The sequence below is a fragment of the Streptomyces sp. NPDC056128 genome (assembly GCF_042263835.1).
In the GTDB taxonomy this organism is placed as follows: domain Bacteria; phylum Actinomycetota; class Actinomycetes; order Streptomycetales; family Streptomycetaceae; genus Streptomyces.
The window spans coordinates 14,862-38,027 of record NZ_JBHJVQ010000023.1; the positions used below are offsets into that span (position 1 = coordinate 14,862).

Sequence of the window (23,166 nt, forward strand, 5' to 3'; positions counted from 1 at the left end):
AGTAGTCTTGAGCCCATGCCTGAAAGCCGTACCGTCGCACTCGTCACCCTTGGCTGCGCCCGTAACGAGGTGGACTCGGAGGAGCTCGCAGGCCGTCTGGAGGCGGACGGCTGGAAGCTCGTCGAGGACGCCGAGGAAGCGGACGTCGCCGTCGTGAACACCTGCGGCTTCGTCGAGGCCGCCAAGAAGGACTCCGTGGACGCCCTCCTGGAGGCCAACGACCTCAAGGGGCACGGAAGAACGCAGGCCGTCGTGGCGGTGGGCTGCATGGCCGAGCGGTACGGCAAGGACCTCGCCGAAGCCCTCCCCGAGGCCGACGGCGTGCTCGGCTTCGACGACTACGCCGACATCTCCGACCGGCTCCAGACCATCCTCAGCGGCGGCATCCACGCCGCGCACACCCCGCGCGACCGGCGCAAGCTGCTCCCGATCAGCCCCGCCGAGCGCCAGGAGGCCGGTGCCGCCGTCGCCCTGCCGGGGCACGGCCCGACCGACCTCCCCGAGGGCGTCGCCCCCGCCTCCGGACCCCGCGCGCCCCTGCGCCGACGCCTGGACGGCTCCCCGGTCGCCTCGGTGAAGCTCGCCTCCGGCTGCGACCGGCGCTGCTCCTTCTGCGCCATCCCCTCCTTCCGCGGCTCCTTCATCTCCCGCCGCCCGAGCGACGTGCTGAACGAGACGCGGTGGCTGGCCGAGCAGGGCGTCAAGGAGATCATGCTGGTCTCCGAGAACAACACCTCCTACGGCAAGGACCTCGGCGACATCCGCCTGCTGGAGTCCCTGCTGCCCAACCTCGCCGACGTCGACGGCATCGAGCGCGTGCGCGTCAGCTACCTCCAGCCGGCCGAGATGCGCCCCGGCCTCATCGACGTACTGACCTCCACCCCGAAGGTCGTGCCCTACTTCGACCTCTCCTTCCAGCACTCCGCGCCGAACGTGCTGCGCGCGATGCGCCGCTTCGGCGACACCGACCGCTTCCTGGAACTGCTGGACACCATCCGGAGCAAGGCCCCCGAGGCCGGGGTGCGCTCCAACTTCATCGTGGGCTTCCCCGGCGAGTCCGCCGCCGACCTCGCCGAGCTGGAGCGCTTCCTGAACCACGCGAGGCTCGACGCCATCGGCGTCTTCGGCTACTCCGACGAGGAGGGCACCGAGGCGGCGACGTACGAGCACAAGCTGGACGAGGACGTCGTCGCCGAGCGGCTGGCACGTGTGTCCCGTCTGGCCGAGGAACTCGTCTCGCAGCGGGCCGAGGAGCGCGTCGGCGCGACGGTGCGGGTACTCGTCGAGTCCGTGGAGTCCGCCGACGACGGAGACGGTGTCCGGGGCCGCGCGGAGCACCAGGCGCCCGAGACGGACGGCCAGGTGCTGCTCACGAGCGGCGAAGGCCTGAGTGTCGGTCGTATGGTCGACGCGAAGGTGGTCGGTACGGAGGGTGTCGACCTGGTGGCCGAACCCCTGGTGGGCTCGCCCGAGTGGAGTGAGGAGGCCGGCAGATGACCGGAGTCCCGGCGTCCGCGGCGGGTGGCCCCTCCGGCGCGCGCAGGACCGGCCCGCGCGGCCCCTCCGGAGCCACGCAGGAACCGGCCGGGCGGACGACCCCGGGAGGCACCCACGAGCGGGGAGCGACCGAAGGCAGTGCCGCACTGCGGGCTGGCAAGATCACGGCCGCGGCCGTCAACCAGGCGAGCGTCTGGAACGTCGCCAACCTCCTGACGATGCTCCGGCTGCTGCTGGTCCCGGCCTTCGTCGCCCTGATGCTCGGCAACGGCGGGTACGACCCGGCCTGGCGCTCCTTCGCCTGGGCCGCCTTCGCCGTCGCCATGATCACCGACCTCTTCGACGGCCATCTGGCACGGGCCTACAACCTCGTCACCGACTTCGGGAAGATCGCCGACCCCATCGCCGACAAGGCGATCATGGGGGCGGCGCTCATCTGTCTGTCCGCGCTCGGCGATCTGCCGTGGTGGGTGACGGCCGTGATCCTCGGCCGGGAACTCGGGATCACCGTGCTCCGCTTCGTGGTCATCCGGTACGGCGTGATCCCCGCCAGCCGCGGCGGCAAGCTCAAGACCCTCACCCAGGGCGTGGCCGTCGGGATGTACGTCCTGGCGCTGACGGGGCCCCTGGCCACCCTGAGGTTCTGGGTGATGGCCGCGGCGGTCGTCCTGACCGTCGTGACCGGGCTGGACTATGTGAAGCAGGCCATTGTGCTGCGCCGCCGGGGAATCGCCGAGCGCCGGGCGGCGTTGAAGGGGACGGAAGCTTGAGTTCCACGGCCGCCGACGTGGTGCGACTACTCACCGTGAGGGGAGAGACCCTCGCGGTCGCCGAGTCCCTGACCGGCGGAATGGTGGCCTCCGAGATCACGTCGGTGCCCGGGGCCTCCAAGGCCTTCCGGGGATCCGTCACCGCCTACGCGACGGAGCTGAAGCGGGAGATCCTCGGCGTCGACGCCTCACTGCTCGCGTCCCGCGGAGCGGTGAACGCCCAGGTCGCGGCCCAGATGGCGGCGGGAGCACGGAAGGTTCTGGGCGCCGACTGGGGCATCGCGACGACCGGCGTCGCCGGTCCGGACGCGCAGGACGGGCAGCCCGTGGGGACGGTCTTCGTGGCCGTCGACGGGCCTCCGGGAGCCGATGACGGTTCCGCCTGTGGCGGAAAAGTGGAGGCGCTGCGGTTGAACGGCGACCGTGCGGAAATTCGTATGGAGAGTGTACGGAGCGTACTCGCACTCCTTCTGAGGGAGCTTGCGGGCGAACAGACTGGGAATGAGCGGGCACAGGATACGGAACGGAACGGGGGGTTTTGATGTTTGCAGCCCTGAGTGAACACGACATCGCTCCCCGCACGGCCGCGGCGCGAGGCGGTACGGTGGGGCGTGAAGGATGCGGTTACACGGTCCGAGGAGGGAGCCACCGATGATTCTGCTCCGTCGCCTGCTGGGTGACGTGCTGCGTCGGCAGCGCCAACGCCAGGGCCGTACTCTGCGCGAAGTCTCCTCGTCCGCCCGAGTCTCACTCGGCTATCTCTCCGAGGTGGAGCGGGGGCAGAAGGAGGCTTCTTCCGAGCTGCTCTCCGCCATCTGCGACGCGCTGGACGTACGGATGTCCGAGCTCATGCGGGAAGTGAGTGACGAACTCGCCCTCGCCGAGCTGGCCCAGTCCGCTGCGGCGACGCCCAGCGAGACCGTGCCGGCACCGGTGCGCCCGATGCTGGGTTCCGTCTCGGTGACCGGCGTGCCACCGGAACGGGTGACCATCAAGGCACCCGCCGAAGCAGTGGACGTCGTCGCCGCCTGAGCACCCGCGGAACATGCGCGTGTGAGACCCCGGCCGGGGCCTCTCCGGGAGACCGGAGGGGTGTGGCCGGGGTTTTCGCTTGCCCGGGGTGGGCGGCCGCCGGTTGCCGGTCCGTGGTGGTGCGGTCATCGTGGAGGGAGATGGCCGGGGGGCGAACCGCCGGAGGTGTGGATGTACGTCGTGAAGAGTCCGTTGTCCGACGCGGACCTGAAGACCGTCTCCGAGGCGCTCCAGGGCGCCCTCGTCGACCTCGTGGACCTGGCCCTGGTGGCGAAGCAGATCCACTGGAACGTGGTCGGCCCCCGGTTCCGCTCCGTACATCTCCAGCTCGACGAACTCGTCGGCACCGCGCGCACCCACTCGGACACCGTGGCCGAGCGGGCCTCCGCGCTCGGTGTGTCCCCGGACGGGCGGGCCGCGACGGTGGCCGTCGGCAGCGGCATCGACGTGACCCCGGAGGGCTGGGTCGACGACACCACCGCCGTGCAGACCATGGTGGACGCGCTCGGCGCGGTGATCGGGCGGATGCGCGAGCGGATCACGTCGACCGGTGACCCGGATCCCGTGAGCCAGGACATCTTCATCCAGATCACGGCCGATCTCGAGAAGCAGCACTGGATGTTCCAGGCCGAAAACGGATGACGCGCGATGGTGCCGGCGCGGGCCGCTCGCCGGGCGGCCGCGCTGGGCCTCGGCGGGCTGTGGTGGTGGGCCGTGCTGCGGCTGGCGCTGGAGCCCGGTGCGGGAGTGCTCGAAGGGGCTGTCGCGGTCGGTGGCTGGGGGCTGAGCGTGCTGCCGGTGCACTGCGCACCGCGACGCCGGGCCGCGGGGGCGCTGGAGACGGGGCGGTGGCGGCGGGCGCTGCGTACCGCGGCGCGTGGTCCTGGGGCGTCCGGGCCGGGCGAGGGGTCCGGGCCGGGCAGGGCGTCCGGGTCGGGCGGGGCGTGAGCAGGTCATGAGCAGGTCATGAGCGGGTCACCCCGAACCGACGGAAGGACAGAGAGCCGATGAGTGTCACCAGCCTGGACAAGGATCTCGACAGCCTGACCCTCACCCTGGTCGCCGACTTCGCCGCCCCCGCGGCGCGGGTGTGGCAGCTGTGGGCCGACCCCCGGCAGCTGGAGCGCTGGTGGGGCCCGCCGACCTACCCGGCGACGGTCGAGGAGCACGACCTGACCCCGGGCGGGGACGTCACGTACTTCATGACCGGCCCGGAAGGCGACAAGTACCGCGGCTGGTGGCGGGTGGCCACGGTCGACGCGCCCGCTTCGCTGGAGTTCACCGACGGGTTCGCCGACGCGGACGGGGTGCCGAACGCCGCCATGCCGACGACCACGAACCGGGTCACGCTCACCGAGCGCGACGGCGGCACCCGCATGGAGATGCAGGCGGTCTTCGACACCCGGGAGCAGATGGACCAGCTCACGACCATGGGGATGGAGGAGGGGCTGCGGGAGGCGGTCGGCCAGATGGACGGTCTCCTCGCCGGCTGAGCCGCCGCGGCGCGGGTCCGCTCTGGCAGGCCGGACACCAGTACGTGGGGCGTTCGCCGGAGCCGTCGCCCTGGTCGGCCACCCGGACCGGCGTGCCGCAGCGCAGGCAGGGGCGCGGTGCGCGGCCGTACACGAAGAGGTCGTGGCCGCGCAGGCCCGTGGTACGGCGGACCGGCCGGTCGCGATTGGCCTCCAGCAGCTTCCGCGCCAGCGCGGGCAGGTACGCGGCCCGGTCGGGGGGCAGCTCGCCGACCGGGAGCCAGGGTGTGACGCCCAGCAGGAAGCAGATCTCGCTCTTGTAGACATTGCCCACGCCCGCAAGATTGCGCTGGTCGAGCAGGGCCTCGCCGAGGGGGCGGGCGGGGTCCGCGCTCAGGTTGGCCATCGCCTGATCGGGGTCCCAGTCGGGGCCCAGCAGGTCCGGGCCGAGATGGCCGACGGCGCGCTGGTCGTCGGCGGTGCGCAGGATGTCCAGCACCGGCAGGCGGTAGCCGACGGCCGTGCGGTCGGCGGTGCCGAGGATGACGCGGATCTGGTGCGCCGGGCCGCCGCTCCAGCGCTGACCGGGCGCGAAGATCTTCCAGGCACCGTCCATCCGCAGGTGCGAGTGGACCGTCAGGCCGCCCTCGACGTGGGTGAGCAGGTGCTTGCCGCGCGGGGTGACGTCAAGGACCGCACGGCCGGTGAGGTCGACCAGCGCGTACCGGGGCACGCGGAAGTCGCTGCGGGTCAGCACCTTGCCCGCGAGGGCGTCGTGCAGCCGTCGCGCCGCCTGCCAGACCGTGTCACCTTCGGGCATGGGACAAGGGTGGCAGGCTCACGCTCTGATCCGCAGACCGCGCGGGGTGGCGATGAACCCCGCCGCCTCAAGGAGCGGGCCGAAGGGGGACGTCAGGGCCGCCGCGCCATTGACCCGCTCCACCGTGACCGTGCCCAGGGAACCGGCGCGGGCGGCACCGGCCAGCGCCTCCGCGGCGGCGTGCAGACGCGCGTCGTCGGTGGGCGGGCCGTCCGGCTCGGAGGGCCAGAGCAGGAGCGTCTTGCCGCCGCGCTCCATGTACAGCGCCGGTTCGCCCTCGACGAGCACCACCAGGGAGCCCGCCTTGCGACCGGGTTTGTGCGTGGCGCCGGCCGGGGGCTCGGGCCAGGTGAGGGCGGCGCCGTACGCGTTCGCCGGATCGGCGGCGGCCAGGACGACGGCCCGCGGTCCGGGGGCGGGACGGCCGCGACGGCCGGGGTGGCCGGTGTCGTACGAGGCGTTGTCGTACGGGCCTGTTCCGTACGGGACGGTGCCGTTCGCGCTGGTGCCGTACTGGCCGCGCGAACCACCGGAGCCGCCCTGCGCGCCGCCCCCGCGCGGGCCTCCGGCGCCCGGCTCGGCGTAGTCGCGGGGCGAGATGTAGTCGCCCCGGGAGGGTGAGCGGCCCAGGCGGTCGGGGTCCGCGAAGACGTCGTCGTCGGGGCTGAGGGCGCCGGGCTCGCCCTGACCGTCGGAGGCGCGGTGGTCGGAGTGGGCGAAGTCGGGGAAGTCGGGGAAGTCGGCGAAGGGCGGGACGTCGGCCGGGGTGGGTGCCGTCGGCCCGGGTGGGCCGTCGCCGCGCTCGCGGGCGTTCGCCACCGCGCGCAGCCGGTCCACGGCGCCCTCCATGGCGAACTGCGCCGCGCCGAGCCCCTCCACGACGTAGCCGCGCCGGGCCTGGCCGCTCTCCTCGAAGGCGGCCAGAATCCGGTACACCGCCGAGAAGCCGCCTTCGACTCCCTCCGCCGCGACGGCGCCGCGGGTCACCACGCCGTGCCGGTCGAGGAGTGTGCGGGCCAGGGCGTGGGCACGCACCGTGCCGTCCGCCTCGCGGGCCGGCAGCAGGGACCAGCGGCCCGCGACGGTCGGCGGACCGGTGCGGGAGACCGGGCGGGCGGCGGCGGTCAGCGAGCCGTACCGGCCCCGGGGCACCGCGCGCTTGGCGCGGTGGGCGGTGGAGCCCGCGGTGCGACCGGAGCCCAGCAGCGAGCGCAGGGGCGCGAGGGTGTCGTTCGTCAGCCGTCCGGACCACGCCAGGTCCCACAGGGCGTCGGCCAGCTGCGGATCGGTGACCTCCGGGTGGGTGGTCGCGCGGACCTGGTCGCCGATCTGCCGGAAGAACATGCCGTACCCGCCCGAGAGGGCGCTCAGCACGGACTCGTGCAGGGCGGTCGTTTCCAGCGGATGCGCGGGCGGCAACAGCAGTGGGGCGGCGTCCGCGAGGTACAGCGAGACCCAGCCGTCCTTGCCGGGGAGTGAACCCGCTCCCGCCCACACCACCTCACCGGCGGCCGTCAGCTCGTCCAGCATCGCGGGGTTGTAGTTCGCCACCCGGGAGGGCAGGACCAGCTTCTCCAGGGCGGACGCGGGTACGGAGGCGCCCTGCAACTGCTCGACCGCGCGCACCAGGCCGTCGATGCCGCGCAGCGCGTGCCCCTTGCCGATGTGCTGCCACTGGGGCAGGAACTGCCCGAGCGCGGCCGGCGGCACCGGCTCCAGCTCGTGCCGGAGCGCGGCCAGGGAACGACGGCGCAGCCTGCGCAGTACGGTCGCGTCGCACCACTCCTGGCCGATGCCGGCCGGATGGAATTCGCCCTGCACGACCCGGCCTGCCCCGGCGAGCCGCTGCAGCGCGCCCTCGGTGACCGCCACGCCCAGGCCGAAGCGGGCCGCCGCGGTGACCGACGTGAACGGGCCGTGGGTACGCGCGTGCCGCGCGAGGAGGTCGCCCAGGGGGTCCTTGACCGGCTCGGTGAAGGCCTCGGGCACCCCGACGGGCAGCGCGGTGCCCAGCGCGTCGCGCAGCCGGCCCGCGTCCTCGATCGCCGCCCAGTGGTCGGCGCCCGCGATCCGCACACTGATCGCGCGGCGGGCTCCGGCCAGCTCCGGCGCCCACTGCGGCTCGGCGCCCCGCTCGGCCAGCTCGGCGTCGGTGAGCGGACCGAGCAGCCGCAGCAGGTCCGCGACGCCCTCCGGGTCCTTGACGCGCCGGTCCTCGGTCAGCCACTGGAGTTCGCGCTCCAGCTCGGTGAGCACCTCCGCGTCGAGCAGCTCCCGCAGCTCCGCCTGGCCGAGCAGTTCGGCCAGCAGCCGCGAGTCCAGCGAGAGCGCCGCGGCCCGGCGCTCGGCGAGCGGTGAGTCGCCCTCGTACAGGAACTGGGCGACGTAGCCGAAGAGCAGGGACCGGGCGAACGGGGACGCCTCCGCGGTCGTGACCTCGACCAGCCGCACCTTGCGGGCCTCCAGATCGCCCATCAGCTCGACCAGGCCGGGTACGTCGAAGACGTCCTGGAGGCACTCGCGGACCGCTTCCAGCACGATCGGGAACGAGCCGTACTCGCTCGCCACCTCCAGCAGTTGCGCGGCGCGCTGGCGCTGCTGCCACAGGGGGGTCCGCCTGCCGGGGCTGCGGCGCGGCAGCAGCAGCGCGCGGGCGGCGCACTCGCGGAAGCGGGAGGCGAACAGCGCCGAACCGCCCACCTGGTCGGTGACGACCCGGTCGACCTCGCCCTTGTCGAAGACGACGTCGGCCGCGCCCACGGGCGCCTGCTCCGCGTCGTACTCCAGGCCCGGCTTCGAAGGGTCCTGGTCGAGGAGGTCCAGGCTCATCAGGTCGGCGTCCGGCAGGCGCAGCACGATGCCGTCGTCGGCGTGCATCACCTGGGCGTCCATGCCGTACCGCTCGGTCAGGCGGGCGCCGAGGGCGAGGGCCCAGGGGGCGTGCACCTGGGCGCCGAAGGGGGAGTGCACCACGACCCGCCAGTCGCCCAGCTCGTCGCGGAAACGCTCCACGACGATGGTGCGGTCGTCGGGGACGTGACCGCAGGCCTCGCGCTGTTCGTCGAGGTAGGCGAGGACGTTGTCCGCGGCCCAGGCGTCGAGGCCGGCGGTGACCAGGCGCAGCCGCGCGTCCTCCTTGGAGAGGGAGCCGACCTCGCGGAGGAAGGCGCCCAGCGCGCGTCCCAGCTCCAGCGGGCGGCCCAGCTGGTCGCCCTTCCAGAACGGCAGCCTGCCCGGGACCCCCGGGGCGGGCGAGACCAGGACCCGGTCGCGCGTGATGTCCTCGATCCGCCAGGAGCTGGTGCCGAGCGTGAAGACGTCGCCCACGCGGGACTCGTAGACCATCTCCTCGTCCAGCTCGCCGACCCGGCCGCCGCCCTTCTTGGGATCGGCGCCCGCCAGGAAGACCCCGAAGAGCCCGCGGTCGGGGATCGTGCCCCCGGACGTGACGGCGAGGCGCTGCGCGCCGGGGCGGCCGGTGACCGTGCCGGCGACCCGGTCCCACACCACGCGCGGGCGCAGCTCGGCGAAGGCGTCGGAGGGATAGCGGCCCGCGAGCATGTCCAGGACGGCGGTGAAGGCGGACTCCGGGAGCGAGGCGAACGGGGCGGCCCGGCGGACGGTGGTGAGGAGGTCGTCGACCTGCCAGGTGTCCAGGGCGGTCATCGCCACGAGCTGCTGGGCGAGGACGTCCAGCGGGTTGGCCGGGATCCTGAGGGCCTCGATCTCGCCGCTGCGCATCCGCTCGGTCACGACGGCCGACTGCACGAGGTCGCCGCGGTACTTGGGGAAGACCACGCCGGTGGAGACCGCGCCGACCTGGTGTCCCGCGCGGCCGACGCGCTGGAGTCCGGAGGCGACGGAGGGCGGCGACTCGACCTGGACGACGAGGTCGACCGCGCCCATGTCGATGCCCAGCTCCAGACTGGAGGTGGCCACCACGGCGGGCAGCCGGCCGGCCTTGAGGTCCTCCTCGACGAGTGCGCGCTGCTCCTTGGAGACCGACCCGTGGTGGGCGCGGGCGATGACGGGCGGGGCGCCCTGGGCGGCACCCGAGCCGCCCATCAGGTCGGCGGGGGAGTGGTGCTCGTCCAGGGGCTCGCCGGTCGCGCGCTCGTACGCGATCTCGTTGAGCCTGTTGCACAGGCGCTCGGCGAGGCGCCGGGAGTTCGCGAAGACGATCGTGGAGCGGTGCGACTGGACCAGGTCGGTGATCCGCTCCTCGACGTGCGGCCAGATCGACGGCCGTTCGGCGCCCTCGTCCTTGTCCGCGACCGGGGAGCCGCCCAGCTCGCCCAGGTCCTCGACCGGGACGACGACGGACAGGTCGAACTCCTTGCCCGATTCCGGCTGGACGATCTCCACCCTGCCGCGCGGGGCGAGGAACCGGGCGACCTCGTCCACGGGGCGGACCGTCGCCGACAGACCGATGCGGCGGGCCGGTTTCGGCAGCAGCTCGTCCAGCCGCTCCAGGGTGAGCGCCAGATGCGCGCCGCGCTTGGTCCCCGCGACCGCGTGCACCTCGTCCAGGATCACCGTCTCGATGCCGGTCAGCGCCTCGCGCGTGGCCGACGTCAGCATCAGGAACAGGGACTCCGGGGTGGTGATCAGGATGTCCGGCGGCCGGGTGGACAGGGCGCGGCGCTCCGCGGCCGGGGTGTCGCCCGAGCGGATGCCGACCTTGACCTCGGGCTCGGGCAGGCCGAGGCGGACGGACTCCTGGCGGATGCCGGTCAGCGGACTGCGGAGATTGCGCTCGACGTCGACGGCCAGCGCCTTGAGCGGGGAGACGTACAGGACGCGACAGCGCTTCTTGGGGTCGGCGGGCGGGGGCGTCGAGGCGAGCTGGTCCAGGGCGGCGAGGAACGCGGCCAGCGTCTTGCCCGAGCCGGTGGGGGCGACCACCAGGACGTCCGAGCCCGCGGAGATCGCCTGCCACGCCCCCGCCTGTGCGGCGGTGGGCGCGGAGAAGGCACCCGTGAACCAACCGCGGGTCGCGGGGGAGAAGCCGTCCAGGGCTCGGTGCGCGGAGCTGACCATGGATCCATCGTGCACCCCGCCACTGACAATCGGCCCGAGCCGGGCGGACGGCCGGGCGGCGGGGCAGGTGCGGGGCCGTCGGTGGAGGCCGCGGCCCGGTGACGGAGAATGGGGGCATGGCGGGAAAGGGCGAGCGGGCACGGCACTGGCAGTACGAGGAGCTCCCCGACGTCGACCTGCTGCGGGCCCGGTACATACGGAAGACCTTCGTACGCCACACGCACGAGCACTTCGTCATCGCGGCCATAGCCGACGGCGTGGAGGTCTTCCACCACGGCGGAGGCGACCAGTACGCCGGGGCGGGGTCACTGGCCCTGGTCAACCCGGACACCCCGCACACGGGACGGGCCGGGGTGCCGGAGGGGTGGCGGTACGGCGCGGTCTACCCGGCGCCGGAGCTGGTGGCCGGGATCGCGGCGGAGACGACGACGATGCGCGGGACGCCCGGGTTCGTCCGGCCGGTCCTCGACGACCCGTACGCCGCCGAGCTGGTGCACCGCGTGCTGCGGGCCGCCGACGAGGGGAACGCGCTCGCCGCCGACACCCTGCTCCGGGTCGCGGTGACGCGGCTGCTGCGGCTGAACGGCGGGCCGCTGCCCCGCCGGGAGGTGCCGACGGCCGGGGGCGGGGTCGCGGCACGCGCGCGTGCCGTGCTGGAGGAGCGGATGGCCGAACCGCCGAGCCTGGAGCGGCTCGCCGGGGAGCTCGGCACCAGCCCGTTCGCACTGTTGCGGGCCTTCCGGGACGCCTATGGCATGCCGCCCCACACCTGGCTGACGGACGCCCGGGTGCGCCGCGCGCGGCGGCTGCTCGACACCGGGACGTCACCGGCCGAGGCCGCCGTCGCCGTGGGGTTCACCGACCAGCCGCACCTGAACCGGCACTTCGCGCGGATCGTGGGCGTGCCGCCCGGCGCCTACCAGCGGGAGCGCAAGAACGTACAAGACGCGCGGCGCCGCCTGCTCCTACCGTCCGAGGCGTGACAGAACAGACAGCCCTTCCCGAGACCGGAGCCGTCGAGAGCAAGCCCGACGCCGCCGTCGTACGGGACGCCCTCGGAGTCGGCGTCGCCGTCGGACTGTCCGGGTTCGCCTTCGGGGTGACCTCGGCCGGCAGCGGACTCACCCTCGCCCAGACCTGCGCGCTCAGCCTTCTTGTGTTCACCGGAGCGTCCCAGTTCGCGCTCGTCGGGGCGCTCGCGGCCGGCGGCAACCCGCTCACGGCGGCTGCGGGCGCCTTCTTCCTGGGCGTGCGCAACGCCTTCTACGGACTGCGTCTCTCCCAGTTGCTGGCCCTCCCGCGCGCGGTGCGGCCGTTCGCCGCGCAATGGGTCATCGACGAGACGACCGCCGTGGCCCTGGCCCAGCCCACGCGGCGCGGCGTCCGGATCGGGTTCACCGTCACCGGACTCACCCTCTACCTGCTGTGGAACCTCACCACACTGCTCGGCGCGCTGGGCGCGGAGGCCATCGGAGACACCGCCGCCTGGGGGCTCGACGCGGCCGGACCCGCGGTCTTCCTGGCGTTGCTCGCGCCGATGCTGAAGAGCACCACCGAGCGCACCGTCGCCGGCCTGGCCGTACTCCTGGGGCTCGGTCTGCTGCCGGTGCTGCCGGCCGGTGTGCCCGTACTGGTGGCCGCACTGGCGGCGCCGCTCGTCCTGTGGGCGCGCGGACGCCGCGCGGGAGGAGCCGTCGAGAACCGTGACGACCGCGAGGCGTCCGCGGGGGAGGGAGAGCGGTGAACGTCTGGATCGCGATCATCGGGACCGCGGTGGGCTGCTATGTGGTGAAGCTCGCCGGGCTGCTCGTGCCCGCCGGAGCCCTGGAGCGGCCGCTGGTCCGCAAGCTCGCCGCCCTGCTGCCCGTCGCCCTCCTCGCGGCGCTCACCGCCCAGCAGACCTTCGCCGACGGCCAGGCGCTCGTCCTGGACGCACGGGCCGCGGGAGTCGCCGCGGCCGCCGTGGCACTGGTGCTGCGCGCGCCGTTCCTCCTCGTGGTCGCGGCCGCCGTGGTGGTCACCGCGGGCGTACGGGCCCTGGGCGGCTGACCGGGGTCAGCCGAGGGCACGGCCGTACGCGCGGAGCGTGCGCAGGGCCTCCAGCGTCACCGCGGGGCGCGCCTCCAGCGCCGGGGCGGGCGCCTGGCGGGGCCGGCGCAGGGGCCAGCCGCCGTCGTCCTCCTGCTCCGCCGCGAGGAAGTCGAGGGAGCGGGTCATCTCGGCGTCCGTGAACCACGCGCGCGCGAGGGAGTGCGGGTGCCTCGCGTATTCGTGCGGGAAGCGGTGCCCGCCCGGGGCACGGCCGGGGGAGACCGGGTGCGCGCCGAGGTCGTCCGGGTCCAGCACGGCGAGCCGCTGATCGCGCACCAGGCGGCCCAGCCGGCCGGCCGCCGCCTCCGCGCGCGGGCGGTCGGGGACGGAGTCCAGGAAGGCCACGGCGGCCTCGACCTCGTACGGGTGCGGGGTCTGCAGCGACTCGGCCGCCCGCCAGCAGAAGTCCGTGGCGCGGAACAGCCAGGCGTGCCAGACCTCGTTGCGGTGCAGCAGGCCCACCACCGGACCGGTGGCGAGCAGCTCGCCCGGAGAGCCGTCCACGACGGGCCCGGAGGGCGCGGCCGGATACCCGCCCCCTCCCGGCGGGTCCGCGGGCAGGGCGCCGTCCGGCGTGGACGCGGAGGTCAGATAGCGGCACATCCGCTCGACGCGCTGTCCGCCACAGCGTCCGACCGCGTCCAGGACGCGCAGCGCACGCGCGGTGTGCGGCGGGCGGCTGACCGGGCCGCGCAGGTCGGGCTCCAGCCCGTGGCCGTACCCGCCGTCCTCGTTGCGGTAGGCGTCCAGCGCGGTCTCCACCGGACCGGCGTCGCCACCCCGGAAGTGGTACGCGAAGAGGCGCTGCTCCAGTACGCGCGCCGTGAGCCAGACGAACTGCTCCGCGCGTGCGAGCGACGAGTGCGACGCGGGCGCGTGCGCGGGCGTGCGCGGGGTCGGGGTGAGTGCGGAAGCTCCGGATTCGGCCATGGCACAGACCGTAGGCCGGAAAGCGGTCCGCGTACCCGGTCCCGGCTCAGGGCCCACTCTCAGGGGCGGGATACTGGTGTCATGCGGTTGACGGTCTTCTGGGAGCGGATGGCGGATCACTTCGGTCCGGGGTACGCCGACACCTTCGCGCGCGATCACGTGATGACGGAGCTGGGCGGGCGCACGGTGAACGGGGCGCTGGACGCGGGCTGGGACGCCAAGGAGGTGTGGCGGGTGGTCTGCACCGTCATGGACGTGCCGCGGGAACAGCGGTGACGGTGCGCGAAGACCACCGGACGGTCATTCGGGGTCCGTGGCTTGGGCGAGACTTGCTCCGTGGCATCCACTGACGAGACCGGGCAGGCGCCCCGGCAGCACGCTCCCCTGCCCGGCCCGACGCCGCCCTCCGGCCCCCCGGCCGACGGCGCCGCGGGGCCCGCGGGTCCGGGCGCCCGCATGCCGCGCTGGCTGCCGCGCGCCATGGTGCTGGCCCTCGCGCTCATCGCCGCCTTCCAGCTGGGCAGCTGGGCCTTCCACCAGCTCACCAGCCTGCTGATCAACATCCTTATCGCGTTCTTCCTGGCGCTCGCCATCGAACCCGCGGTGAGCTGGATGGCCGGACGCGGTTTGCGCCGGGGGTTCGCCACCTTCCTCGTCTTCCTCGCCGTGCTGGTCGCCGCCGCGGGGTTCGTCACGCTGCTCGGGTCCATGCTCGCGGGCCAGATCGTCAAGATGGTCGAGGACTTCCCGGACTACCTCGACTCGGTGATCAGCTGGGTCAACGGCCACTTCCACACCGATCTGCGGCGGGTCGACATCCAGGAGGGCCTGCTGCGCTCCGACTGGCTGCGCAACTACGTGCAGAACAGCGCCACGGGTGTCCTGGACGTGTCGACCCAGGTCCTGGGCGGCCTCTTCCAGCTGCTGACGGTCCTGCTCTTCTCGTTCTACTTCGCCGCCGACGGCCCCCGGCTGCGCCGCAAGCTCTGCTCCGTCCTGCCGCCCGCCCGGCAGGCCGAGGTGCTGCGCGCGTGGGAGATCGCCGTGGACAAGACCGGCGGGTACCTGTACTCGCGCGGTCTGATGGCGCTGATCTCCGGTGCGGCGCACTACGTACTGCTGGAAGTCCTGGAGGTGCCCTACGCCCCCGCGCTCGCCGTCTGGGTGGGCCTGGTGTCGCAGTTCATCCCCACCATCGGCACGTACCTCGCGGGCGCGCTGCCCATGCTGATCGCCTTCACGGTCAATCCCTGGTACGCGCTGTGGGTCCTGATCTTCGTGGTGATCTACCAGCAGTTCGAGAACTACGTGCTGCAGCCGAAGCTGACCTCCAAGACCGTGGACATCCACCCGGCGGTCGCGTTCGGCTCGGTCGTCGCGGGCACCGCGCTGCTCGGCGCCGTCGGCGCGCTGATCGCCATCCCGGCGATCGCCACGCTCCAGGCGTTCCTCGGGGCGTACGTCAAGCGCTACGACGTCACCGACGACCCCCGCGTCCACGGGCGCCGGAACCGTCCGTCCGGGCCGGGCGGCACCACGCGCATGCGCAAACTGTGGACCCGGCGGCAGGAACTGGGACGCCCCGGACCGGAAGGGACCGGGAGCGGCCCCTCCGCCTGAGCGTCCACCTCGGTGCGCGCGGCCGGTTCAGGCCCCCGCCGGTGCGGGCGGACGTACGCTCGGAAGTGCCGCGTGGTGCGCTTGACACGAAAATCGAACATCCATTCTCATGGAGGCTCCGGCGAGGCTCATGACGGGTGATTCGACAGGGTTTGGACGGACAAGCGCCCGAGTTATCCACAGGCCGGACCCGCGTCGCGGGGCATTGTCAGTGGCAGGCATTAGCGTCTTCGACGTGAAGCGATCGAATCAAGCAAACCGGGTGGAACCCATGGCAGGAACCGACCGCGAGAAGGCCCTCGACGCCGCGCTCGCACAGATTGAACGGCAATTCGGCAAGGGCGCGGTCATGCGCATGGGTGACCGGACCAACGAGCCCATCGAGGTCATCCCGACCGGATCGACCGCGCTGGACGTGGCCCTCGGCGTCGGCGGCATCCCGCGCGGCCGGGTCGTGGAGGTCTACGGCCCCGAGTCCTCGGGCAAGACGACCCTGACCCTGCACGCCGTGGCGAACGCGCAGAAGGCCGGCGGCCAGGTCGCGTTCGTGGACGCGGAGCACGCCCTCGACCCCGAGTACGCGAAGAAGCTCGGCGTCGACATCGACAACCTGATCCTCTCCCAGCCGGACAACGGCGAGCAGGCCCTGGAGATCGTGGACATGCTGGTCCGCTCCGGCGCCCTCGACCTCATCGTCATCGACTCCGTCGCCGCGCTCGTCCCGCGCGCGGAGATCGAGGGCGAGATGGGCGACAGCCACGTCGGTCTGCAGGCCCGCCTGATGAGCCAGGCCCTGCGGAAGATCACCAGCGCGCTCAACCAGTCCAAGACCACCGCGATCTTCATCAACCAGCTCCGCGAGAAGATCGGCGTGATGTTCGGCTCCCCGGAGACCACGACCGGTGGCCGGGCGCTGAAGTTCTACGCCTCGGTGCGACTCGACATCCGGCGCATCGAGACGCTGAAGGACGGCACCGACGCGGTCGGCAACCGCACCCGCGTCAAGGTCGTCAAGAACAAGGTCGCGCCGCCGTTCAAGCAGGCCGAGTTCGACATCCTCTACGGCCAGGGCATCAGCCGCGAGGGCGGCCTGATCGACATGGGCGTGGAGAACGGCTTCGTCCGCAAGGCCGGCGCCTGGTACACGTACGAGGGCGACCAGCTCGGCCAGGGCAAGGAGAACGCGCGCAACTTCCTCAAGGACAACCCCGACCTGGCCAACGAGATCGAGAAGAAGATCAAGGAGAAGCTGGGCGTCGGCGTGCGTCCCGAGGAGCCCGCCGCCGAGCCGGGTACGGACGCCGCCCCGGCCGACGCCGCACCGGCAGTGCCCGCCCCCGCGACCGCCAAGGCCACCAAGTCCAAGGCCGCGGCAGCCAAGAGCTGACCCGTGACACGACGAACCGACTGGGCCGAGTACGCCAACGGCTCCGCCGGGACGAGCGACGGCGCGTACGGGGCGACCGCGGCCCCGTACGAGACGGAACAGTCCGCCGTCGGCTCACCCGACGGCGGCCAGGCGCGCCAAGGTGACGGCGAGGCGCGCCGCAGGGGCGGACGGGCCCGTGCGAAGGACGGCACACGCCGGCGGCGCGGGCGTGCGGAGCCGTTCGCCGAGGACGGAGGTGCCACTTCCTCGTCGAGGGCCGAGAAGGGGGAACCTCCGCGGGACCCGGTCGAGCAGGCACGGGCGATCTGCCTGCGCCTGCTGACCGGGACCCCGCGCACCCGCAGCCAGCTCGCCGACGCCCTGCGCAAGCGGGAGATCCCCGACAAGGCGGCCGAAAAGGTGCTGTCCAGGTTCGAGGAGGTCGGCCTGATCAACGACAGCGCCTTCGCGGAAGCCTGGGTGGAGTCCCGGCACCACGGCCGCGGCCTGGCCCGGCGGGCCCTGGCAAGGGAGCTGCGGACCAAGGGCGTAGACGCCACCCTCATCGACGAGGCGGTCTCCCAGCTCGACTCCGAGCAGGAGGAGGAGACCGCACGCGAGCTGGTCGCCCGGAAGCTGCGCGCCACCAGAGGGCTCGACCGCGACAAGAGACTGCGCCGCCTCGCGGGCATGCTGGCCCGCAAGGGCTACCCCGAGGGCATGGCCCTGCGGGTGGTCCGCCAGGCACTGGAGGAAGAGGGCGAGGACACGGAGTTCCTCGGCGAGGACGGGTTCTGACGCGTCACGGTCGCCGCCGCGCGGGGCGACGATCGCGCAGGAATACCTTGCGCTCCCGGCGGGGTGAACACCTTCCGCACGGCGGTACCGTCTGCGCCGTCGCGTGACCGCCCGAGCCGCGGACACCCTCCAGCACGCCCGAAAGGCGGCCCCGCCATGCCCAAGCCCGCGCGCCGCCGAAGAGCGACACACGTTCTGCCCCTCTGCGTCGGCCTGCTGCTGAGCGGCTGCGGTCTCCACTCCTCCGGGCCGGGTTCCGCGGACGACGGGCCGCTCACCCTCGGGTTCGTCAACGGCGGCGACAGCACGTTCCACACCTGCCTGCAACGGTCCGTGGAGATCACGGCCAAGAACAACTTCGCGAGGCTGGTCACCGCCAACTCCGAACAGGACGCGGCGACCGAGCTGTCCAACATCGCCGACATGATCGAGCGCGAGGTCGACGCGATCATCCTGCAGACCGTCGACACGGACGCCCTGAAGCGCGACATCGAGCAGGCCCGGAAGGCGGACGTCCCCGTCTTCCTGACCTCCGTGAGCACCGACCCGGACGACATCCTGGGAGCGGTCGTCGTCGACCTGGAGGCCGTCGGCCGGCTGGACGCCCGCTGGGTCGCCGACGACGCGGCCGGCCGGGACGTGCAGGTCGGCATCGTCGCGGGCGCCCCCGGCGCCGCCTCCGACCTGCTGGTCGGCGGCTTCACCGACGCCCTGCCGGACAACGCCGAAGTCGTCGCCGAGCAGCCCGGCATGTTCGACGCCGAGACGGCCGGGGAGGTCGCCGACAGGATGGCTCGGGCCCATCCCGGCCTCGACTACGCCTTCGTCGCCAACGAGCAGATGGCCTTCGCCGCCCGCGAAGCCTTCGACGCGGCGGGCGCCGACCGGGTCAGGATCGTGACGGTCAACGGCACCGACGAGGCCCTGGCCGCGCTGAAGGACGGCCGGTTCTCCGCGACGGTCTCCAACTCGGCGGGGAACACCGGCGAACTGGCCGTCCGCAACACCATCGCCCTGCTGCGAGGCAGGACGGCGGAGAAGGTCGACCACACACCGATCCGCCTGGTCACCAAGGGCAACGCGGACACGGCACCCCTGTACTGCCCCGTCGACTACTGAACCGCGGCCGTCACCGGCAGCCCCGCCGCGCGCCAGGCCTGGAAGCCGCCGACCAGATCGGTGGCCCGGTGCAGTCCGAGCCGGTGCAGCGACTCCGCCGCCAGGCTGGAGGCGTACCCCTCGTTGCACACCACGACGACCCGCACGTCATGGCCCGTGGCCTCGGGAAGCCGGTGGCTGCCCCGCGGGTCCAGCCGCCACTCCAGCTCGTTCCGCTCGACCACCAGAGCGCCGGGGATCACGCCGTCCCGCTCACGCAGGGCGGCGTACCGGATGTCCACCAGCAGCGCCGTGCCGGCCCCGGCGGCGTCGTACGCCTCGTGCGGAGCGATCCGCCGGTACCCGGCGCGCACCCGCTCCAGCAGCTCGTCTATCCCGGTCGGCTCGCTCACTGCCAGTCCTCCGGGCGCTCGACCTGCTCCAGGCGCAGGGTCTGCCCACCTCGGCTGTAGCGGCGGATCTGCGGCAGGGGCGGGTAGTAGGCGTGCACGGAGACCGCGTGCCGGTCGGGCGACTCGTTGAGCACCTCGTGCACGTGGTGCCGGCCGAAGGCACGACCCTGGCCGGCCGGGAGCCGGCGTTCCCGGTCCACGTCGTCGGCGAGTTCCAGGGTCTTCCAGCCGTCGGTGGGCAGGCGGGCGGCGAGCGCGTTCTCCTTGAGCTCGCCCGCGGCGGTCACGAAGGCGCCCACGGACTCGGCGTGGTCGTGCCAGCCGGTGCCCGTGCCGGGCGGCCAGCCGATCAGCCAGGCTTCGCTGCCACCGGGCCCTTCCAGCCGCACCCAAGTGCGGCCCTCGGGGTCGAGCGGCAGGGAGGCGATCAGTGCGGCGTCGGCGGCGGTGCGCCGGGCGAAGTCGAGAAGTTCGGCCTGCGTGGGAGCGGCCGGAGCCGCGGCGGGGGAGGCCGGGGCAGGGGAGGAGACAGACACGGATACCGTCCTGGGAGTTCGCGAGGGGGAGCGCGGCGAGCCGTCGGCAGACGACGGACGCGGCGCGCCCGAAGAAGAGGGAAGCGAATTCAGCAGGACGGACGACACACGCAGCCCGCATAGCGGACGAGGTCCATATGGACCCTCCGCCACAGGCGCACACAGGTGTCGGTCACGATCCGGAGTAGACCATGACGGTGCGGACCGGTCAACTCACCGTCAACATGCGGACGACGACCGCCCGGTCAGCGGGAACCGGCCGAAGCTCCCGCGCCTCTCTCCTCCGCCGCGGCCGCCGCCGTGACCGTCGGCCCGCCCAGCGTCGCCTCCGCGGCCGCGTACAGATCGGCCGGGCGCACCCCGGTCAGCGCCGTGACCAGGTGTCCGTCCGGCCGCACCAGCAGCACCGTGTGCGCGGCGGCACCGGGATAGCTCTCGGCGACCAGCAGCTCGGCCCGGTGGGGCAGCGCCGTCACCGCCGCCGCCAGCCGCGGCATGATCCCGGCCGTCACCCAGTGCTTGCGCTCCCACACCCCCGTGCCCGGCGCGATCAGCACCACCAGCAGCGCCCCGCGCCCGAGCCGGTCGCGCAGCCGGACGAAGGTGCCGTCCTCCGCCGTGACCCGCACATCGGTGACCGGCGACCCGGGCGCCGTGCCGACCTCCGCCGCTCCGGCCAGATCCGCGGGGGCGAGGGGCGAGTCGGCGTACGTTCCCGGCGCACCCAGCGCGCCGCGCCCCAGGTGACCGTCGGCCAGCAGCGTGTCGTGGCCGCGGGACGATCCGGGGACGTACGCACGCAGTCCGCCGCCCCCGCGCAGCAGCGGGAGCACCTGGTCGGCGGCGCGCAGCCGCGCGGCGATCGCCGCGCGCCGCTCGGTCTGGTAGCTGTCGAGTAGCGCCTCGTGCGGCCCGTGATGCCAGGCCAGGGCGAGTTTCCAGGCGAGGTTGTCGGCGTCCAGCAACCCCTCCTCCAGGCCCTGTGTGCCCAGGGCACCCAGCAGGTGGGCGGCGTCCCCGGCGAGGAGCACGCGCCCCACCCGCCAGCGCCGGGCCAGCCTGTGGTGGACGGTGTGGACGCCGGTGTCGAGCAGTTCGTACGCCGGCGGCGCGCCGCCGGACCAGCCGGTGAGGGTCTCGCGGACGCGGTTCACCAGCAGCTCGGGCGTGACCAGGTCCTTGCCGGGCGGCAGCAGCCAGTCCAGACGCCAGACGCCGTCCGGCAGGGGGCGGGCCACGACCTCGCCGGCCGACGGGCCGGACATCCGCCACGGCGGCATCCGGTGCAGCAACGCCTGGTCGGCCCAGGGGAGTTCGGTGCGCAGCGCGGCGACGGCGTATCGTTCCACCGCCGTACGGCCGGGGAAGCGGATGTCCTGGAGCTTGCGGACGGTCGAGCGGGGACCGTCGCAGCCGACCAGGTAGCTGCCGCGCCACCAGGTGCCGGCGGGGCCGCGGGTGTGCGCCGTGACGCCCGACTTCTCCTGCTCGACGCTGTCCAGACGGCTGTCCACCGCGACCTTGACCAGTGACTCGCGGGCGAGTGCCGTGCGCAGGACCTCGGTCAGCTCGTGCTGGGCGAGGTGCAGCGGCGGCGGCTCGGCGTCGCCGAACTCGACCTCGCGGATCACCTGCTTGCGCCGCACGGACCGCCATCCGGCCCAACGGGAACCCAGCCCCGTCAGCGACGCGCCGGTCAGCCGCTCGACGAGCGCGACGGCGTCCGCGCGCAGGACGACGGTGCGGGCGGGGCGTGGTTCGTCCTTGCCGGGCCCTTCGTCGAGGACGACACAGGGCACCTCCTGCCGCGCCAGCGCCAGGGCGAGCGTGAGCCCGACGGGCCCCGCTCCGGTGATGATCACCGGGTCCACGGTGCGGCGCCCCCTGCCCGTGGCGGTGTCCCGGGGGACGCAGGTGAACAGGACGTTGGAGCAGGGTGCACGGTCACAGAACGTATGCAACCTATTGCCGCTGCTTGCGTCAAGTGACGGAGGCAGTGGCGATCATGCCACTGCCTCCGTGATGGTCAGGTAAACCGACCAGTCGTCAGTTGGCGCCACCGGCACCGGTACCGGCACCGCCGGGGATACCGGCGTCGTCCGCCTTGAGTACCGCACCGGTCGACTTCTTCGCCCGGCGCAGCCGGCGCTCCAGCCAGCTCGCGAAGCTGGTGAGGGAGAAGTTGAGCACGATGTAGAGCACCGCGACCACGGTGAAGCTGGCGATCACGTTGGCGCCGTAGTAGCCGCTCATCGTGTTGGCCGACGCGAGCAGCTCGGGGAAGGTGAGGACCGCACCACCGAGCGCGGTGTCCTTCAGGATGACGACGAGCTGGCTGACGATGGCCGGGAGCATCGTGGTGACGGCCTGCGGCAGCAGGATCAGCCGCATCGACTGGCCCTTGCGCAGCCCGATCGCCATGGCGCCCTCGGACTGGCTCTTGGGCAGCGCGAGGATGCCCGCCCGGACGATCTCCGCGAGGACGGAGGCGTTGTACAGCACCAGGCCCGTGACGACCGCGTACAGCGGACGGTCTTCCGAGCTGACATTGGTGTACTCGGCGAACAGGGCGAGCCCGAAGATCATCAGAACCAGTACGGGGATGGACCGGAAGAACTCCACCACGACCGAGACCGGGATCCGTACCCACGCATGGTCCGACAGCCGGGCGATGCCGAGCACGGCACCAAGCGGCAGGGCGATGATCATCGAGAGCGCCGCTGCCTTCAGGGTGTTCTGCAGGCCGGGCCAGATGTACGTCGACCAGGGCTCGCCGCTGGTGAAGAACATCTTCCACTTGTCCCAGTCGAGCTGCCCCTTCTCGTCGAGGGTCGTGTACACCCACCACAGGAGGGCCACGATGGCGACCAGGAAGACGGCCGTGAACACGACGTTGCGCCGCTTGGCGCGCGGTCCCTGCGCGTCGTAGAGAACGGAACTCATCGCTTCACCGCCACCTTCTTGCCCACCCAGCCGAGGATCAGGCCGGTCGGCAGCGTCAGGATCACGAAGCCGACGGCGATGACCGCGGAGATCAGCAGCAGCTGTGCCTCGTTCTCGATCATGTCCTTCATCAGTGCCGCCGCTTCGGCGACGCCGATGGCCGCGGCCACCGTGGTGTTCTTGATGAGCGCGATCAGTACGTTCGCCAGTGGGCCGACGGTGGACCGGAACGCCTGAGGCAGCACCACCAGGCGGAGCACCTGGCCGAAGCTGAGCCCGATCGCCCGGGCCGCCTCCGCCTGACCGACGGGCACGGTGTTGATGCCGGAGCGCAGAGCCTCACACACGAAGGCCGAGGTGTAGAGGATCAGACCCAGGACGGCGAGCCGGAAGTTGATGGTCTCAAAGTCGTCGCCGCCGCCGAGCGTGACTCCCAGGGTCTGGCTCAGCCCAAGGGACGCGAACAAGATGATGACGGTCAGGGGGATGTTGCGCACGGTGTTCACGTACGCGGTCCCGAGGCCGCGCATCAACGGCACCGGGCCGACGCGCATGGCGGCCAATATGGTGCCCCAGATCAGGGAGCCGACGGCCGAGAGTACAGCGAGCTGCACCGTCGTCCAGAAGGCTCCCAGCAGGTCGTAATCCTGAAGAAAGTCGAACACGATCTCCCGCGCTTCCGCGTGTAGGGATGCCCGCCCCGGTGCGCCGCCCCTTCCGGAGGGCGGCGCACCGGG

The 23,166-nt window shown here is 72.9% G+C and carries 24 protein-coding genes; 15 read left to right on the plus strand and 9 right to left on the minus strand.

Annotated features, from left to right (window positions below; genetic code table 11):
* The first annotated feature begins 15 nt into the window (after positions 1–15).
* The 7 genes from rimO (at position 16) to ACFC1X_RS29940 (ending at position 4,792) form a co-directional block, all read left to right on the plus strand.
* Entirely contained in the window at positions 16–1,497 is a 1,482-nt protein-coding gene (rimO, locus tag ACFC1X_RS29910) for a 30S ribosomal protein S12 methylthiotransferase RimO (protein ID WP_376359332.1), read from the plus strand.
* Positions 1,494–2,267: a CDP-diacylglycerol--glycerol-3-phosphate 3-phosphatidyltransferase gene (pgsA, locus tag ACFC1X_RS29915; RefSeq protein ID WP_376359335.1), complete on the plus strand. Its 774-nt coding sequence runs from the start codon at positions 1,494–1,496 to the stop codon at positions 2,265–2,267. Before rimO ends, pgsA begins: the two co-directional genes overlap by 4 nt.
* Positions 2,264–2,809, plus strand: coding sequence for a CinA family protein (locus ACFC1X_RS29920; RefSeq protein ID WP_376359338.1), 546 nt, complete (start codon positions 2,264–2,266; stop codon positions 2,807–2,809). Before pgsA ends, ACFC1X_RS29920 begins: the two co-directional genes overlap by 4 nt.
* Positions 2,810–2,918: 109 nt before the next feature.
* On the plus strand, positions 2,919–3,299 hold the full coding sequence (locus ACFC1X_RS29925; RefSeq protein ID WP_007387871.1) for a helix-turn-helix domain-containing protein: 381 nt from the start codon (positions 2,919–2,921) through the stop codon (positions 3,297–3,299).
* A 171-nt stretch (positions 3,300–3,470) separates the two neighbouring features.
* Positions 3,471–3,941 (plus strand): Dps family protein, encoded by a 471-nt coding sequence (locus ACFC1X_RS29930; RefSeq protein ID WP_307015424.1) that lies wholly within the window; start codon positions 3,471–3,473, stop codon positions 3,939–3,941.
* A 6-nt stretch (positions 3,942–3,947) separates the two neighbouring features.
* A complete protein-coding gene (locus tag ACFC1X_RS29935; protein WP_376359341.1) occupies positions 3,948–4,247 on the plus strand; it encodes a hypothetical protein in 300 nt (99 codons plus the stop codon).
* 59 nt (positions 4,248–4,306) lie between these two features.
* Positions 4,307–4,792 (plus strand): SRPBCC domain-containing protein, encoded by a 486-nt coding sequence (locus ACFC1X_RS29940; RefSeq protein WP_376359344.1) that lies wholly within the window; start codon positions 4,307–4,309, stop codon positions 4,790–4,792.
* Here ACFC1X_RS29940 and ACFC1X_RS29945 read toward each other — a convergent pair.
* Both ACFC1X_RS29945 and ACFC1X_RS29950 read right to left on the minus strand, forming a co-directional pair.
* Positions 4,722–5,591, minus strand: coding sequence for an Fpg/Nei family DNA glycosylase (locus ACFC1X_RS29945; RefSeq protein ID WP_376359347.1), 870 nt, complete (start codon positions 5,589–5,591; stop codon positions 4,722–4,724). The two genes, ACFC1X_RS29940 and ACFC1X_RS29945, sit on opposite strands and share 71 nt — an antisense overlap.
* Positions 5,592–5,609: 18 nt before the next feature.
* Complete coding sequence (locus tag ACFC1X_RS29950) at positions 5,610–10,631, minus strand: ATP-dependent helicase (RefSeq protein ID WP_376359350.1); 5,022 nt, start codon at positions 10,629–10,631, stop codon at positions 5,610–5,612.
* A gap of 116 nt (positions 10,632–10,747) precedes the next feature.
* Between ACFC1X_RS29950 and ACFC1X_RS29955 the strand changes: the two genes are divergently transcribed.
* The 3 genes from ACFC1X_RS29955 to ACFC1X_RS29965 are packed head-to-tail and all read left to right on the plus strand — an operon-like array spanning position 10,748 to position 12,680.
* Complete coding sequence (locus tag ACFC1X_RS29955) at positions 10,748–11,614, plus strand: AraC family transcriptional regulator (protein ID WP_376359353.1); 867 nt, start codon at positions 10,748–10,750, stop codon at positions 11,612–11,614.
* Positions 11,611–12,375 carry an AzlC family ABC transporter permease gene (locus tag ACFC1X_RS29960; RefSeq protein WP_376359356.1) on the plus strand — a complete coding sequence of 255 codons (765 nt, stop codon included), beginning with the start codon at positions 11,611–11,613 and terminating at the stop codon, positions 12,373–12,375. The genes ACFC1X_RS29955 and ACFC1X_RS29960 overlap by 4 nt, the downstream gene beginning before the upstream one ends.
* Positions 12,372–12,680 (plus strand): AzlD domain-containing protein, encoded by a 309-nt coding sequence (locus ACFC1X_RS29965; RefSeq protein ID WP_376359359.1) that lies wholly within the window; start codon positions 12,372–12,374, stop codon positions 12,678–12,680. The genes ACFC1X_RS29960 and ACFC1X_RS29965 overlap by 4 nt, the downstream gene beginning before the upstream one ends.
* A 6-nt stretch (positions 12,681–12,686) precedes the next feature.
* Here ACFC1X_RS29965 and ACFC1X_RS29970 read toward each other — a convergent pair whose 3' ends face one another.
* Complete coding sequence (locus ACFC1X_RS29970) at positions 12,687–13,652, minus strand: hypothetical protein (protein WP_376359362.1); 966 nt, start codon at positions 13,650–13,652, stop codon at positions 12,687–12,689.
* Between the two features lie 81 nt (positions 13,653–13,733).
* Between ACFC1X_RS29970 and ACFC1X_RS29975 the strand changes: the two genes are divergently transcribed.
* From ACFC1X_RS29975 to ACFC1X_RS29995, 5 genes are all read left to right on the plus strand, one after another.
* The gene (locus tag ACFC1X_RS29975; protein WP_376359365.1) at positions 13,734–13,928 is read left to right on the plus strand and encodes a DUF3046 domain-containing protein; all 195 of its coding nucleotides are present in this window, start codon (positions 13,734–13,736) and stop codon (positions 13,926–13,928) included.
* Positions 13,929–13,988: 60 nt separating this feature from the next.
* Positions 13,989–15,272: an AI-2E family transporter gene (locus tag ACFC1X_RS29980; RefSeq protein WP_376359368.1), complete on the plus strand. Its 1,284-nt coding sequence runs from the start codon at positions 13,989–13,991 to the stop codon at positions 15,270–15,272.
* 271 nt (positions 15,273–15,543) lie between these two features.
* Positions 15,544–16,659 carry a recombinase RecA gene (gene recA / locus ACFC1X_RS29985; protein ID WP_376359371.1) on the plus strand — a complete coding sequence of 372 codons (1,116 nt, stop codon included), beginning with the start codon at positions 15,544–15,546 and terminating at the stop codon, positions 16,657–16,659.
* A gap of 3 nt (positions 16,660–16,662) precedes the next feature.
* Positions 16,663–17,439, plus strand: coding sequence for a recombination regulator RecX (gene recX / locus ACFC1X_RS29990; RefSeq protein ID WP_376359374.1), 777 nt, complete (start codon positions 16,663–16,665; stop codon positions 17,437–17,439).
* Positions 17,440–17,595: 156 nt separating this feature from the next.
* Positions 17,596–18,558: a sugar ABC transporter substrate-binding protein gene (locus ACFC1X_RS29995; protein ID WP_376359377.1), complete on the plus strand. Its 963-nt coding sequence runs from the start codon at positions 17,596–17,598 to the stop codon at positions 18,556–18,558.
* Here the strand turns inward: ACFC1X_RS29995 and ACFC1X_RS30000 are convergent.
* The 6 genes from ACFC1X_RS30000 to ACFC1X_RS30025 form a co-directional block, all read right to left on the minus strand.
* Positions 18,552–18,950, minus strand: coding sequence for a rhodanese-like domain-containing protein (locus ACFC1X_RS30000; RefSeq protein WP_376359380.1), 399 nt, complete (start codon positions 18,948–18,950; stop codon positions 18,552–18,554). The genes ACFC1X_RS29995 and ACFC1X_RS30000 overlap by 7 nt on opposite strands.
* Positions 18,947–19,486, minus strand: a complete 540-nt coding sequence (locus ACFC1X_RS30005; protein ID WP_376359382.1) for a cysteine dioxygenase — start codon at positions 19,484–19,486, stop codon at positions 18,947–18,949. Before ACFC1X_RS30005 ends, ACFC1X_RS30000 begins: the two co-directional genes overlap by 4 nt.
* Before the next feature lie 89 nt (positions 19,487–19,575).
* Positions 19,576–19,662, minus strand: coding sequence for a putative leader peptide (locus tag ACFC1X_RS30010; RefSeq protein WP_313960178.1), 87 nt, complete (start codon positions 19,660–19,662; stop codon positions 19,576–19,578).
* 69 nt (positions 19,663–19,731) lie between these two features.
* On the minus strand, positions 19,732–21,357 hold the full coding sequence (locus ACFC1X_RS30015) for an FAD-dependent monooxygenase (protein WP_376359385.1): 1,626 nt from the start codon (positions 21,355–21,357) through the stop codon (positions 19,732–19,734).
* Positions 21,358–21,532: 175 nt separating this feature from the next.
* Positions 21,533–22,429 carry an amino acid ABC transporter permease gene (locus tag ACFC1X_RS30020; protein WP_376359388.1) on the minus strand — a complete coding sequence of 299 codons (897 nt, stop codon included), beginning with the start codon at positions 22,427–22,429 and terminating at the stop codon, positions 21,533–21,535.
* A complete protein-coding gene (locus tag ACFC1X_RS30025) occupies positions 22,426–23,094 on the minus strand; it encodes an amino acid ABC transporter permease (RefSeq protein ID WP_376359391.1) in 669 nt (222 codons plus the stop codon). The genes ACFC1X_RS30020 and ACFC1X_RS30025 overlap by 4 nt, the downstream gene beginning before the upstream one ends.
* Positions 23,095–23,166 lie beyond the last annotated feature (72 nt).